The organism is Caulobacter sp. GW821-FHT10E02, assembly GCF_059415225.1.
This window is the reverse complement of sequence record NZ_JBWKMV010000002.1, coordinates 375427-389806: the sequence shown is the minus strand read 5'-3', so window position 1 is coordinate 389806 and position 14380 is coordinate 375427. Positions and strand designations below refer to the sequence as shown.

The 14380-nt window shown below is 68.9% G+C and carries 11 protein-coding genes and 1 pseudogene; 4 read left to right on the top strand and 8 right to left on the bottom strand.

Annotated elements, in window-relative coordinates; all coding sequences use genetic code 11:
• Complete coding sequence (locus tag AC07NI_RS11605; protein WP_494618955.1) at positions 1-618, bottom strand: AcvB/VirJ family lysyl-phosphatidylglycerol hydrolase; 618 nt, start codon at positions 616-618, stop codon at positions 1-3.
• 327 nt (positions 619-945) lie between these two features.
• Between AC07NI_RS11605 and lpdA the strand changes: the two genes are divergently transcribed.
• Together lpdA and AC07NI_RS11595 are read left to right on the top strand one after the other, a co-directional pair.
• Positions 946-2346 carry a dihydrolipoyl dehydrogenase gene (lpdA, locus tag AC07NI_RS11600; RefSeq protein WP_494618954.1) on the top strand — a complete coding sequence of 467 codons (1401 nt, stop codon included), beginning with the start codon at positions 946-948 and terminating at the stop codon, positions 2344-2346.
• Positions 2347-2445: 99 nt separating this feature from the next.
• Complete coding sequence (locus AC07NI_RS11595; RefSeq protein WP_494618953.1) at positions 2446-2811, top strand: hypothetical protein; 366 nt, start codon at positions 2446-2448, stop codon at positions 2809-2811.
• On the opposite strand, the gene AC07NI_RS11590 is transcribed toward AC07NI_RS11595, so the two are convergent.
• A complete protein-coding gene (locus AC07NI_RS11590) occupies positions 2808-3374 on the bottom strand; it encodes an alpha-ketoglutarate-dependent dioxygenase AlkB (protein ID WP_494618952.1) in 567 nt (188 codons plus the stop codon). The genes AC07NI_RS11595 and AC07NI_RS11590 overlap by 4 nt on opposite strands.
• Positions 3375-3534: 160 nt before the next feature.
• Complete coding sequence (locus AC07NI_RS11585; RefSeq protein WP_494618951.1) at positions 3535-5526, bottom strand: methyl-accepting chemotaxis protein; 1992 nt, start codon at positions 5524-5526, stop codon at positions 3535-3537.
• 248 nt (positions 5527-5774) lie between these two features.
• On the opposite strand from AC07NI_RS11585, the gene AC07NI_RS11580 reads away from it, so the two are divergent.
• Positions 5775-7784, top strand: a complete 2010-nt coding sequence (locus tag AC07NI_RS11580) for a sulfatase-like hydrolase/transferase (protein WP_494618950.1) — start codon at positions 5775-5777, stop codon at positions 7782-7784.
• Positions 7785-7807: 23 nt separating this feature from the next.
• Here AC07NI_RS11580 and AC07NI_RS11575 read toward each other — a convergent pair.
• The 3 genes and pseudogenes from AC07NI_RS11575 to AC07NI_RS11565 all read right to left on the bottom strand — a co-directional run.
• Positions 7808-7920, bottom strand: a pseudogene (locus AC07NI_RS11575) (hypothetical protein); the annotation flags it as partial.
• Positions 7921-7933: 13 nt separating this feature from the next.
• Positions 7934-8848, bottom strand: coding sequence for a tyrosine recombinase XerC (locus AC07NI_RS11570; RefSeq protein WP_494618949.1), 915 nt, complete (start codon positions 8846-8848; stop codon positions 7934-7936).
• A complete protein-coding gene (locus tag AC07NI_RS11565; protein WP_494618948.1) occupies positions 8845-9522 on the bottom strand; it encodes a DUF484 family protein in 678 nt (225 codons plus the stop codon). The genes AC07NI_RS11570 and AC07NI_RS11565 overlap by 4 nt, the downstream gene beginning before the upstream one ends.
• Before the next feature lie 124 nt (positions 9523-9646).
• Between AC07NI_RS11565 and AC07NI_RS11560 the strand changes: the two genes are divergently transcribed.
• A complete protein-coding gene (locus tag AC07NI_RS11560; RefSeq protein WP_494618947.1) occupies positions 9647-11806 on the top strand; it encodes a primosomal protein N' in 2160 nt (719 codons plus the stop codon).
• A 3-nt stretch (positions 11807-11809) separates the two neighbouring features.
• On the opposite strand, the gene AC07NI_RS11555 is transcribed toward AC07NI_RS11560, so the two are convergent.
• Together AC07NI_RS11555 and AC07NI_RS11550 are read right to left on the bottom strand one after the other, a co-directional pair.
• Positions 11810-13393, bottom strand: a complete 1584-nt coding sequence (locus tag AC07NI_RS11555; RefSeq protein ID WP_494618946.1) for an MDR family MFS transporter — start codon at positions 13391-13393, stop codon at positions 11810-11812.
• A 67-nt stretch (positions 13394-13460) separates the two neighbouring features.
• Positions 13461-14249 (bottom strand): TerC family protein, encoded by a 789-nt coding sequence (locus AC07NI_RS11550; RefSeq protein WP_494618945.1) that lies wholly within the window; start codon positions 14247-14249, stop codon positions 13461-13463.
• Positions 14250-14380 lie beyond the last annotated feature (131 nt).

The following is a 14380-nucleotide window of genomic DNA, read 5'->3' as shown; positions in this document are numbered from 1 at the left end:
CTAGCGGCTGGCCTTCAGCACCGCCGCGCCGAGGGCGGCATAGTCGCGGTTGAAGTGGTGGTCGCCGGCCAGGCGGACCTTGTCGACCTGGGCGTCGGGCAGGCTGGCGCAGATGTCGGCCTTTTCCCGGTCGCCGTAGACGCAGGTGATCTTCATCCCCGCCAAAGCCGCGATCGCCGGCCGGACAGGATAGGAGTCCGGCGTGGCGATGTTCAGCCAGCTGGTCGGATGGAACTGCAGGTCGCCGTTCGCGCCCGTGCCGATCAGCACCAGGCGGCCGATGTGGCTACGCAGGTCGGCCGGCAGCTGCGGGATGATCGCGGGCAGGGCGTCGGCCCCGAACGAATAGCCGATCAGAGTCACCTTCGTGCGGCCCCACAGGCGCTCGTACTCGCGCAGGGCCTGGGCCAGGTCGGCGGCGGCGCCGGCCGGCGAGCGCTTGGTCGTGAAATAGCTCAGCGAGTTGAAACCCACCGTCGGCACGCCGTTGTCCGCCAGGTACTGGGTCACGCCCTGGTCCAGGGCCGCCCAGCCGCCGTCGCCGGAATAGAACACCGCCAGGGTGTCGCCGGCCTTGCTGCTGGCCACCGGGATCTGGTCGGCAGCGGCGGCGGGCATTGCCAATCCGGCGCTCAGAGCAACGGCGGCGAAGGCGGCGAGGAGGCGGGCGCGCAGGGTCATGCTGCTAAGACGCCACCAAGCCGTGACGCTCTCCAGGCAGTCTGATGTCAAGCTTGTGGCAAAGCCTGCGGCAGGGCGTCGCGGCCCGTTTGCACGAACCGGCCATTCTCCTTGATTTTCAAGGCCGCGCGCGTCGAAAGCGGGTTCCGTTTTGGGCCGCTTACCTCTAAGGAACACCCGCCTCCAGAGGTCTGACAATATGGCCGGCGAGGCCTTATATTTTGTCCGGCGCCGCTATCGGCGCGTCCTGAAGGCGAAAGACCCATGGCTCAGTACGACGTCGTCATCATCGGTGGTGGTCCCGGTGGCTACAACGCGGCCACGCGCGCCGGTCAACTGGGTCTGAAGACCGCGATCGTCGAAGGCCGTGGCAAGCTGGGCGGCACCTGCCTGAACGTCGGCTGCATGCCGTCGAAGGCCCTGTTGCACGCCTCGGAAATGTACGAAGCCGCCAGCGGCGGCGAGTTCGCCAAGCTGGGCATCGAGGTCAAGCCGAAGCTGAACCTCGTGCAGATGATGGCCCAGAAGGCCGAGAGCGTCGAAGCCCTGACCAAGGGCGTCGAGTTCCTGATGAAGAAGAACAAGGTCGACTACGTGAAGGGCTGGGGCCGCATCGACGGACCCGGCAAGGTGGTCGTGAAGGCCGAGGACGGTTCGGAAACCGTGCTCGAGACCAAGAACATCGTCATCGCCACCGGCTCCGAGCCGACCCCGCTGCCGGGCGTGACGATCGACAACAACCGCATCGTCGACTCGACCGGCGCCCTGTCGCTGCCGGAAGTGCCGAAGTCGCTGATCGTCGTCGGCGCCGGCGTCATCGGCCTGGAGCTGGGCTCGGTGTGGAAGCGCCTGGGCGCGGAAGTCACCGTCGTTGAATATCTGGACCGCATCATCCCCGGCACCGACACCGAGGTCGCCACCGCCTTCCAGAAGATCCTGACCAAGCAGGGCTTCAAGTTCTCGCTGGGCGCCAAGGTCACCGGCGCCGTGGCCTCGGCCAAGGGCGTGAAGCTGACCCACGAGCCGGTCGCCGGCGGCGAAGCTGCGACGATCGAGGCCGACTACGTGCTGGTCGCCATCGGCCGCCGTCCGTTCACTCAAGGCCTGGGCCTGGAAACGGTCGGCATCACGCCCGACAAGCGCGGCATGATCGCCAACGACCACTACAAGACCGGCGTCGACGGCATCTGGGTGATCGGCGACGTGACCTCGGGTCCGATGCTGGCCCACAAGGCCGAAGACGAGGCCGTGGCCTGCATCGAGCTGATCGCGGGCAAGGCCGGCCACATGAACTACGACATCATTCCGGGCGTGATCTACACCAAGCCGGAAGTCGCCACGGTCGGTAAGACCGAGGACGAACTGAAGGCCGCGGGCGTTGCCTACAAGGTCGGCAAGTTCCCGTTCCTGGCCAACAGCCGCGCCAAGATCAACCACGAGACCGACGGCTTCGTGAAGGTGCTGGCCGACGCCAAGACCGACCGCATCCTGGGCGCCCACGCCGTGGGTCCGAACGTCGGCGACATGATCGCCGAGATCTGCGTGGCCATGGAATTCGGCGGCGCCTCGGAAGACGTGGCCCGCACCTGCCACCCGCACCCCACGCGTTCGGAAGCCTTCCGCCAGGCGGCGATGGGCGTCGAAGGCTGGACCATGCAGGCGTAACTGGGCAGGCCTAAGGCCGGCGTAACCCGCCTTAACGATAGTTGATACCCGCGTTCGTCAATCGGACGTAGAGTGGCGGGGTTCCTCAGGAGCCCCGCCATGCTTTTGTCCGCATTGACCCTTGCCGCCCTGCTGCAGGCCGCGCCGTTGGTCGAAATCCCCGCCGCGGCGCCGGTCCAGTTGCCGCCTCCGCCGATCGCCAAGGAAACGCGGGGCGCCAAGCAGCTCGCGGCTTGGCAGGCGAGAACCTTGCGGCTCGTCCAGTGCAACCGGTTCGGCGTGCAGAATGCCCAAGGCGCGCCATCCGAAACGCCGGGCTCGGTCGAGGCGCTGGCGCGTCGATCTTCCGGGAAGGCCAAGAAGCTGGGTGAGATGCCACGGGCGCATGGCGAGTGGGCCGTTGCGCGCACGGTCGACGGCTGCCCCGTCAGCACGCCGATCGTCCAGCGGACTCCGGCGCCCTAGGCCCGCGTCCTGAACGTCACCGAATAACGCCGCGCCTCCAGCGGCGGGATGCTGTGCTCCCAGTCGGTGCGCGAGGGACCCGACAGTAGATAGGCCGAGCGCGGCGCGGCCTCGAAGGTCTTGCGCTCCCAGCCATCCTCGACCGGACGGCGCAGGCGGAAGCGGCAGGGCGTCAGGAACGAGACGCCGGCCACATCCCTGAACTCGGGCCGATCGCGATGCCAGCCGATCGCCGCGCCGGGCTCGTACAGCGACACCAGCGCCTGCTCGAAGGCCTCCGGCGCATGGCCGGTGAAGGCGGCGACCTTGGCCCGCAGCGGCAGCAGGAACTCCGGGATCGGCGTGGTGGGATCCAGGCTGCGGCGGCTGAAGTCGTAGCGCCAGCCGAACGATGCGACCTGGCGATGGCCGGTATAGCCCCTGAACTCGAACGGCTTGAACGCCAGGGCCTCGAACGCGGCGACGAGAGCGCGCTCTTCGTCCGGCGTGATCAGGTCGGGGCGATAGCGGAAACCCGCCGGCAGGTCGGGCGGCGGGGCGGGATCGAACAGGCTGGGCTGCATCCCGCTGAGATGGGCCCGTCACACCCCAAGAAAAAGCCCCGCCGGCGGACCGGCGGGGCTGTACGCGTCCTAGAGGGGAGGAACGCCCGAGGGGGGGCGGGCGCTTACGCTACGCTTACTGAACCTCTGTCCGCCAATCCTTGGGGGGCTAGGGCGGGTCTCAGAATTCTTCCCAGTCGTCGCTGGCGCCGACGGCCTTGGCCAGCTTGGCCTGGGCGGCGGCGACCGGGTTGACGCCCGGACGGCTGGTCGCGGCGGCCAGGGACGGACCCCGGCTCGGAGCCGGCGCGGCGGCGCGGGGCGCCGCCGGGGCCGGAGCGGCTTGGCGGTGCGTCGAGCGGCCGACGGCCTTGGTCTGGGCCACCGCGCCATTGACGCGGAAGCGGCCGATCATCTGCATCAGGTTGCCGGCCTCGCCTTTCAGGGCGTGCGAGGCGGCGGTCGACTGCTCGACCATGGCGGCGTTCTGCTGGACGGTCTGGTCCATCTGGTTGACGGCGGCGTTGACCTGGTTGAGGCCGGTGGCCTGCTCCTGGCCCGAGGCCGCGATCTCGCTGACCAGGGCGTCGATCTCACTGACCTTGCCGACGATCGACTGCAGGGCCTCGCCGGTCTGGCCGACCATCGAGACGCCTTGGTTGACCTGCTGCGACGAGGTCGAGATCAGGGTCTTGATCTCCTTGGCGGCGTCGGCCGAGCGTTGAGCCAGGGCGCGAACTTCCTGGGCGACGACCGCGAAGCCGCGACCGGCTTCACCAGCGCGCGCCGCTTCGACACCGGCGTTCAGGGCCAGCAGGTTGGTCTGGAAGGCGATCTCGTCGATGACGCCGATGATCTGGCTGATCGACTGCGACGACTTCTCGATCTGGTTCATGGCCTCGACGGCGTTGCGCACGACGACGCTGGAGCGCTCGGCGTCGCCACGGGTCGAACCGACCACCTTGGAGGCTTCCTGCGCGCCGGCCGACGAGCGCTTCACCGTGGCGGTGATCTCGTCCAGGGCGGCGGCGGTTTCTTCCAGGCTGGCGGCCTGCTGCTCGCTGCGGCGCGACAGGTCGTCGGCCGCCGAGGCGATCTCGTCCGAGCCCGAGCCGATGCTGTTGGCGGCATGGACGATGGAGCCCACGACCTCTTCCAGCTGGGTGATGGCGCCGTTGAAGTCGCTTTGCAGGCGCTTGTAGGCTTCCGGGAACTGCTGATCGAGGCGGTAGGTCAGGTCGCCGTCCGACAGGCGGGCCAGGCCGCCTGCGATGGCTTCCATGACGAAGGCCTGTTCCTTGGCCGAGGCCTCGGCGATTTCCTGATTGCGGCGACGCTCGGCTTCCGTCTCGGCGCTGGCGCGCAGCTGGGCGGCTTCGGCGGTGCGCAGGGCCAGGGCGTTGTCCTTGAACACCTGGACCGAGCGGGCCATGGCGCCGACCTCGTCCTTGCGCTCGGCGCCCTTGACGTCGACGTCGACGCTGCCCTGGGCCAGGACTTCCATGGTCTTGGACAGGTTGGTCAGCGGCTTGGCGATCTTGGCCGAGCCGACCCACATGGCGTACAGCATGGCCGCGCCGGCCGAGAGCAGGCCGAACAGCAGCAGGACGATCGCGCCGGCCGCGGCGTCCTTCTTGGCCTTGTCGACCATGCCTTGGGTCTCGACGCTGTGATGGTCGATCCAGTCGGCGACGTCCTTGGTCAGCTTGGCGATGTCGGTGTCGATGCCGCCCATCATCATGACGGCGGCTTCGTTGGCGTTCTGCAGGCCCATGTCGGCGCCGGCGCGGGCGTTGTCATGGACGGCCTTGAAGCGGGCGCGGAAGGCGTTCAGGTCCTTGACCGCGGCCGGGTCGGCCTGGGCGGCCTTGTCCAGGAAGGCGTTGCCGCCGGCGAAGGCCTTCTCGATGTCTTCCGAGCCGGACTTGGCGGCTTCCGACGTCCCGTCGTTGGCGACGGTGCGGTAGGCGGCGTAGCCGACGGTGGCGACCTGACGGTTGAAGCGAGCGGCGTTCAGTTCGGTGGGCGCGCGCTGGCTGACGAGGACCTGGGCGGCCTTCTCGACCTTCTTGACCTGCCAGACGCCGGCGCCGACGCAGGCCAGGGCGACAAAGGCCAGGACGATGGCCGGGGCCATAACCTTGGTGGAAATCTTCAGGTCGTCGAACTTCATCACAGCCTCATGCGGCGCGGGCGACGGGTACAGGCCCGGCTAGAACACACGTTTCGCCGCTAGAAGACCCGAACCCCGTAAAATCGCGGTTAATGCTCAGGCTTGGCTCAACGATAGCGACAGTCTGACGCAGCCGATCTGACGCTGAAATGCCCTGATAAATGGCAGTCCTGGAATCTTCAACTTTTCAGGGTATCGTGGGGGCCGCGCCCGCGAGGCGCCAACGGATCACATCGGGGTAGGAAGCCATGAGCGACGCGGCCGGTCGATACAACATCCTGCTGATCACCTGCGATCAGTACCGCTTTCCCCGCTTCTCGTACGGCGCCGACGCCGGGCTGGCCGAACCGCTGAAGCGGATCCTGGGCTTCCAGCGCGAGACCGAGAAGAACGACTACGCCAAGTACTTTCCCGGCCTCTTGGCCCTGCGTCAGAACGCGGTGCTGCTGCGCAACCACACCATCGCCTCCAGCGCCTGCACGCCCAGCCGGGCGGTGATCTATACCGGCCAGTACGGGACCAAGACCGGCGTCACCCAGACCGACGGCCTGTTCAAGAACGGCGACTCCTACAACTTCCCCTGGCTGGCGGCCGACGGCATCCCGACCCTGGGGACCTGGATGCGCGAGGCGGGCTATTCGACCCACTATTTCGGCAAGTGGCACGTCAGCAATCCGCCCGAGCACTCGCTGGACCGCTACGGCTTCGACAACTGGGAGGAGTCGTATCCCGAGCCCCACGGGGCGGCGACCAACAATCTGGGCCTCTATCGCGACGCCGGCTTCACGGACTCGGCCTGCGCCTTCCTCCGTAGGAAGGCGCTGGGGCTGGACTACAACCGGGCCCAGGCGCTCGAGCAGGCCAAGAACCCCTACGCCTCGGGGCCGAACCCCGAGGACGCTCGGCCGTGGTTCGCCGTGGCCTCGTTCGCCAATCCGCACGACATCGCCACCTATCCGGCCGTGGTCTCCCAGGCCCTGCCGCTGCCGGACGATTCCGGCCCGCAGCCGGTGACGGGGCCGCTGACCGTGCCGCTGACCGGCCAGAAGGCCACCGCCCCGACGGCGGGGACGGCCCTGCTGCCGCTCAATCCGCAGGACTTCCCGCAGGACTGCGCCAAGGTCCCGCCGACCTGGGACGAGTCCCTGGCCGACAAGCCCGTCTGCCAGCACGACTACAGCTACAAGGTGGCCCTGGCCCTCAACGCCAAGACCGGCTTCAACGCCGTGCTGCGCGGCCAGACGAAGTTCCCGAACGTCCCCGTCGACCATGAGCGCGCGGCCCGCGACGCGGTGAAGGTGGCGCTGAAGAGCACCATCCCGTTCCAGCTCAGCGACAAGCCCAAGGAATACACCGCGCAATTCGTCCAGCTCTACGGCTGGCTGCACGCGGTGGTCGACGCCCATGTCGACGCGGTGCTCAAGACGCTGGAAGAGACGGGCCTGGCCGACAACACCATCGTCGTCTTCCTGACCGACCACGGCGAATATGCCGGCGCCCACGGCATGATGATCGAGAAGTGGCACACGGCCTATCAGGAGGCGCTGCACGTGCCCGTGGTCGTCAAGTTCCCGCCCTCGATCCAGGTCCAGAGGACCGAGCCGGGCCAGGGCGACGGGCCGATCGCCGACACGCCGCGCCAGCTGGACGCCCTGACCAGCCACATCGACATCCTGCCGACCATCCTGGGCCTGGCCGGGGTGGGCAACGAGCAGCGCGAGACGATCGGCAAGACCCTGGCGGCCACCCGGCCGACGCCGCCCCTGCCGGGCGTCGATCTGGCCCGCCTGCTGCGCGGCGAGACCGACCAGGTGATCGAGCCCGACGGCCGCGAGCGCCAGGGCGTGCTGTTCATCACCGACGACGAGATCACCGCCCCCTCGGCCTCGAACGGCGATCCGGCCAACGAGAAGTGCGACAAGGAGTTCGAGGTCTACAAGCTGCTGGTCGACGAGGTGCGGACCACGGTGCCGACCCTGGCGACCGGCTCAGTGCGCCAGCCCAACCACGTCCGCTCGGTCCGGACCCAGGACTACAAGCTGAACCGCTACTTCGACCCGTCCGGCCAGGAGGCCCAGGAGTGGGAGATGTACGACCTGAAGCGGGACCCGAACGAGACGACCAACCTGGTGAAGGTGCACGGCTCGCCGCCGACGGCGCGGGATGACCTGCCGTCGCCGTTCGTGAAGGCCGCGGTGCAGACCGAGGCGGACCGGCTGGCGAAGCTGCTGGCGGAGCTGGAGGTGCGGGATTTGTAGGGACGCCCCCTCCGTCTCGCCGCCTATCGGCGTCGATCCACCTCCCCCGCAAGCGGGGCAGGAGGGAGTGTCTTATCCTCACCCGTGAAACGGGGGAGGTGGCGCGATGCGGATACGCATCGTGACGGTGGGGGCGCTAGGCCCCCGCCTCACCCCTTCGGGTGCGCCGCCGCATACGCCGCCAGCAGCCCCGCCGCATCCACCTGCGTGTACCGCTGGGTCGTCGACAGCGACGCATGCCCCAGCAGGTCCTGGATCGCCCGCAGGTCCGCGCCCGCGCCCAGCAGGTGGGTGGCGAAGGCGTGGCGGAAGGCGTGGGGGGTCACGCGGTCGGAGAGACCCAGGCGGCCGCGCAGGGTCTGGACCAGGCCCTGGACGTGGCGGGGCGACAGGGGGCCGCCGCGCTTGGCGCGGAACAGCGGCTCGTCGGCGGTCAGCACGAACGGCAGTTCGTTGAGATAGACATCGACCGCCTCGCGCACGGCGTCCAGCACCGGCACGATCCGGGTCTTGCCGCCCTTGCCGGTGATGCGGATGGCCTGCCCCAGCGGCGCGGCGCCGAAGGTCAGGGACAGAGCCTCGCTGATGCGGAGACCGCAGCCCCACAGAAGGGTCAGCACCGCCTCGTCGCGGGCGGTCTCCCAGGGATCGCGCTCGGTGTCGCCCGAGGCTTCGGTGATCAGGTCGCGGGCCTGGTCCTCGGAGACGGGGCGCGGCAGGCCGACCTTCAGGCGCGGGCCGCGCACCAGCTCGACGGCGGCGTTGGCCACGCCGTGGCGCTGGTCGAGATAGCGGTGGAAGGCGCGGATCGAGGACAGGGCCTGGCTGATCGAGCGCGGGGCCAGGGCGTCGTCACCCTGACGGCGGAAGGCGAGATAGCCGCGCAGGTCGGCGGCCGAGATCTCGCCCATCGCGGAGAGGCTCACGCTCTCGCCGCGATGCCGCTCCAGGAAGTTCAGATAGGCCAGGACGTTGTCGCCATAGGCCCGCACCGTGCGCGGCGAGGCCCGGCGCTCCAGCGTCAGGTAGTCCAGCCAGGCCGTATATGCCTGGCGGGCGCTCACAGGACGGGCCAGCGTTCGGCCGTGCGCTCGACCACGCGGGCCAGGAAGTTCACGAGCTCGGTGCCCATGTCGGCCAAGAAGCCTTCCGGATCGGTCGAGCCGAAGGCCACCAGGGCTTCGCGGCGCGGCTCCCAGATGGCCATGCGGACCAGGGCCATGCTGCGGATGGTCTCGGCCTTGTCGCCGAACAGCGGCAGGGCCGGGGCGAAGAAGCCCATGCGGGCGATCGGCGCCTCGCCCAGGATCATGTCAACCTGACCCTCGGCCAGCACGTGCCAGCCGGCCGGCACGCGGTGCGGGCCTTCCAGGGCGATGGTCCCGGTGGCCAGGCCAAAGCGCAGCTGGGTCATCTCGTCGACGCGGCGCGCGAGGTCCGAGTGATTGCGGGCGTCCAGCAGGTCGATGACCGCGGCGTGGGTCTGGGCCTGGGCCGAATAGTTGGCGCGGGCGTTGGCTTCGATCGCCTGGCGGACGCTGGCCTCGCGCTTGTGGGCGGCGGCGGCGCGGGCGAGCGCCCGGGGCCCGAAGTCGACGACATTGGCGGCATCGACCCGCAGGCCCAGTTCGCCCAGCAGGTCTTCGTCCTGGCGCAGGAATTCCGGCTGGACGCGCAGGAAGTCGCGGACGCTGTCGGCGTCGACCGGTTTCCTGCTGGCGTTCGTCGCGTCGCTCATCGTCGTCCCCACGGTAAAAAGCACTCCATGCGGATGAAGCGGGCAAGACGGTTAATGTCCGCTTGATGACGACCGCGACGCCGCTCTCGACCTGGGGAGCGTTTGGCGGCAAAAGCATGCCGTCATGTCCCGTATCGCTTCCGTTCTGCTGCCGATGCCGTTGCCGGAGGCCTTCGACTACGCCGAGCCGGACGGACTCGATCTGAGCATTGGCGACCATGTGGCGGTGCCTCTGGGTCCCCGTGTGATTCGCGGCGTGGTCGTCGCCCTGCGCGACGGGACCGGCGGCAATCGGCCGCTGAAGGTGATCCAGGGTCGGGTCGACGACCCGCCGCTGCCGCCGGGCGTGCTGGCCTTCGTCGAGTGGGCGGCGCGCTATTCGGTCGACCTGCCGGGCTGGCCGCTGGCCATGGCCCTGCGCGGCCTGCGCCATCCGCCGCCCAAGCCCGACAAGGTGCTGGTGCTGAGCGGGACCCAGCCGGCTCGGATGACGCCGGCGCGCCTGAAGGTGCTGGCCGCCGCCGAGGGCGTGAAGCTGTCGAGCACGGCCCTGGCCTCCGCCGCTGGCGTCTCGGCCGGGGTCGTGAAGGGCCTCGTCGACGAGGGCGTGCTGGTCGCCGACTATGTGGAGCCCGAGCGCGGCCTGCCGCAGCCGGACCTATCCCTGCCGCCCCGCACCCTGAACCCCGGCCAGGCCGCCTGCGTCGATGTACTCAAGGACATGCTGGACGCCGGCGGCTTCCAGGCCGCGCTGCTGGACGGCGTCACTGGCTCGGGCAAGACCGAGGTCTATCTGGAGGCCGTCGCGGCGGCGCTGGAGGACCCCGAGGCCCAGATCCTGGTGCTGCTGCCCGAGATCGCCCTGACCCAGGCCGTGCTGGCCCGCTTCGAGCAGCGCTTCGGCGCCCTGCCGGCCGAGTGGCACTCCGGCGTCTCGCCGCCGCGCCGCCGGCAGGTCTGGGAGGCGGTGGCCAGCGGCAATGCCCGCATCGTGGTCGGCGCCCGCTCGGCGCTGTTCCTGCCGTTCAAGAAGCTGCGCCTGATCGTGGTCGACGAGGAGCACGACAGCTCGTTCAAGCAGGAAGAGGGCTTCATCTACCAGGCTCGCGACCTGGCCGTGGCCCGCGCCAAGATCGAGGGGGCGTCCGTGCTGCTGGCCTCGGCGACCCCATCGCTGGAGAGCCTGTTCAACGCCCAGGCTGGCCGTTACCGCTGGCTGCGGCTGTCGGCTCGCCATGGCGCGGCGCAGCTGCCCGACATCGATCTGGTCGACATGCGCCTGACGCCGCCGGAGCCGGGCCGCTGGCTGTCGCCGCCGCTGATCAAGGCCATGGCCGTGACGTTGCAGCGCGGCGAGCAGGCCATGCTGTTCCTGAACCGGCGGGGCTATGCGCCGCTGGTGCTGTGCAAGGCCTGCGGCGAGAAGATGAAGTCGCCCGACACCGACAGCTGGCTGGTCGAGCACCGCTACACCGGGCGTCTGGTCTGCCACCTGACCGGCTTCTCGATGAAGAAGCCCGAGGCCTGCCCGCACTGCGGGGCCAAGGACTCGCTGGTCTCGATCGGCCCCGGCGTGGAGCGGGTCGAGGAGGAGGCGCGGCACATCTTCCCCGACGCGCGGATCGCGGTGTTCTCGTCCGACACGGTGATGGACGCCGAGGCCGCCAAGACCCTGGTGGCGACCATGGCGGCGGGCGAGATCGACATCCTGGTCGCCACCCAGGCGGCGGCCAAGGGCCACAACTTCCCGAACCTGACCCTGGTGGGCGTGGTCGACGCCGACCTGTCCCTACGCGGCGGCGACCTGCGGGCCGGGGAGCGGACGTTCCAGCTCTTGGCCCAGGCCGCCGGCCGCGCCGGGCGTCACGAGAAGCCGGGCCGGGCGCTGCTGCAGACCTACTCCCCCGATCATGCGGTGATGCAGGCCCTGAAGGCCCAGGACCGCGACGCCTTCGTCGAGGCCGAGATGTCGATGCGCCAGGACGCCGGCTTGCCGCCGTACGGACGCTTGGCAGCGGTGATCGCTTCCGGGCCAGACGCGGCGGCGCTCGACGCCTATGTCGAGGCCCTGGCCGCCGTGATCCCCAATGCCGAGGGCGTCGAGGTGTTCGGCCCCGCCGACGCGCCGCTCGCTTTGGTGCGCGGCCGCCGCCGCAAGCGCTTCCTGGTCCGCGCCGAGCGCACCGTCGACCTGCAAGGCTTCATGGCCGCCTGGCGGGCGCGGGCCAAGGTCCCGAACTCGGTGCGGGTGGTGATCGACGTCGATCCCTACAGCTTCCTGTAGCCGTCAGTTCGTCGGCTCGTCCTTGACCAGCACCGGGGCGCCCGCCGCCGGCTGGTGCGAGCGCAGGGGCAGGGCGGGGATGAAGAGGATCGTCACCAGGCCGGCCAGGATCACGAACAGCGCGGCGACCATCACGCCGCTGACGGCGTTGATCAGCGCGCCTTGCAGCACCGGGTCGGCGTGGGCCGCCTGGCCCTTGGCGGCGGCCTGGACGGCCATGCCTTCCAGCTTGCCGAGATCCAGGCCGCCGCCGGGCAGGCTGGCCAGACGCGCGGTCAGCATCGTCCCAGCCAGCGCCGCGCCGACGGTCGAGCCGATCTGGCGGAAGAACTGGTTGGAGCTGGTGGCCACGCCGATGTCGCGCGGGTCAACGGCGTTCTGGGTGGCGATGTTGAACAGGCTCTGGCCGGGGCCAAGGCCAAGACCCACGAAGGCCAGCAGGGCGCACAGCAGCGGCAGGCTGTGGATCTTCGACAGGTCGTGCAGCAGGAACACCGCCACCAGCAGGATGGTCGCGCCGCCCAGCATGTAGGGCTTGTACTTGCCGGTCTTGGAGACCAGCTGGCCGGCGACCGTGCTGCTGATGATCAGGCCGGCCATCAGCGGCAGCATGGTCATGCCGCTGACCGTGGCGGGCACGCCCCGGCCCAGCTGCAGGAACAGCGGCAGGAACATCACCACGCCCATGAAGGCCATGGAGATCAGGAAGCCGGCCAGGTTGGCGGTGGTGAACACCTTGTTCTGGAACAGGTGCATGGGAAGGATCGGGTTGCTGACCTTTGTCTCGGCCACCACGAAGGCGGCCAGCGACACGGCGGCCAGGGCGAACAGGCCCAGGCTCTGCGGCGAGCGCCAGGCGAAGTTATGGCCGCCCAGGCTCAGCGCCAGCAGCAGCGGCACGAAGGCGGCGATCAGCAGGGCCGCGCCCAGGAAGTCGATCTTGCCGGCCCGGCGGTGCTCCAGCGGCGGCATCTTGACGATGACCATGAACAGCGAAAGCAGGGACAGCGGCAAGTTGATGTAGAACACCCAGCGCCAGCCGGCGATCGTCTGGGTCCCGATCTGCACGGTGCCGTGGTCGGTGAAATAGCCGCCGATGATCGGACCCAGCACGCTGGCCAGGCCGAACACCGAGCCGAAGATGCCGGCGAACTTGCCCCGCTCGCGCGGCGGATAGAGGTCGGCGATGATGGCGAAGGCGGTGGTGAACAGCGCGCCGCCGCCGATGCCCTGCAAGGCGCGGAACACGATCAGTTGGACCATGCCCGGCATGCCCAGCACCGTGCCGAACTCGCCCGCGAGACCCGACAGCCAAGAGCCGGCCAGGAAGATCGAGATGCCGGTGATCAGCACGGGCTTGCGCCCGAAGATGTCGCCCAGCTTGCCCCAGATCGGCACCATCACCGTCGAGGTCAGCAGGTAGGACGTCGTCACCCACGAATAGAGATTGAGGCCGTTCAGCTCGGAGATGATCCGCGGCATGGCCGTCGAGACGATCGTCTGGTCCAGGGCGCTGAGCAGGAAGACGATCATCAGCGCCGTCAGGGTCAGGCGGCGCTCGGCGTCTGTGAAGGTCTGCGAGGTCATCGGGGCCCTGGGAAGCGTGATAAGCCGGGCCGCCGACCTATCACGCTCCTGGACGCGGATGTAGGGGCTAGTGCCCCTTCTTCGCCCCGCGCTTGCGCGACAGCATGTTCAGGCCCTCGACCCCGGCCGAGAAGGCCATGGCCGTGTAGATGTAGCCCTTCGGCACGTGGGCGCCGAAGCCCTCGGCGATCAGCACGGTGCCGATCATCAGCAGGAAGCCCAGGGCCAGCATCACGACGGTCGGGTTGTCGTTGATGAAGTTGGCCAGCGGGTCGGCGGCCAGCATCATGGCGGCCACGGCGATGATCACGGCGGCCACCATGATCGGCAGGTGGTCGGTCATGCCCACGGCGGTCAGGATCGAGTCGATCGAGAACACCAGGTCCAGCAGGATGATCTGGAAGATCGCCGCGCCGACATTGGAGATTACGACGGTGGCCTTGTCCTTCTCCAGCACGTCGTCGCTCTTTCCGGGATCGACGCTGTGGTGGATCTCCTTGGTCGCCTTCCAGATCAGGAAGACGCCGCCGGCGATCAGGATCAGGTCGCGCCACGAGAAGGCGGTCTCGAAGCCGGGCTCGCCGTGCGAACCGACCGGGCCTGCGATACCCAGATCGAACACCGGAGCGGTCAGGCCGACGATGAAGGCGATGGTCGACAGCAGCACCAGACGCATGATCAGCGCCAGCGAGATGCCGATGCGCCTGACCTTGGTGCGGTGCTCGGGCGGCAGCTTGTTCGACAGGATCGAGATGAAGACCAGGTTGTCGATGCCGAGGACCACTTCCATGACCACCAGGGTCACCAGCGCGGCCCAGGCGGCCGGGTCGGCGACGAGGCTAAGGAGTTCGTTCATCGGTCCTCTCTAAGGTTATCGGCCAAGCCGTCGTTTCGCGTACGCATACATGTAACACAGCGAGATAGGCGGGTAACGCTGATCTTTCCACCGTGGGGGCGGAAGGGTCGGGCCCTTAAGGAACGCCGTCG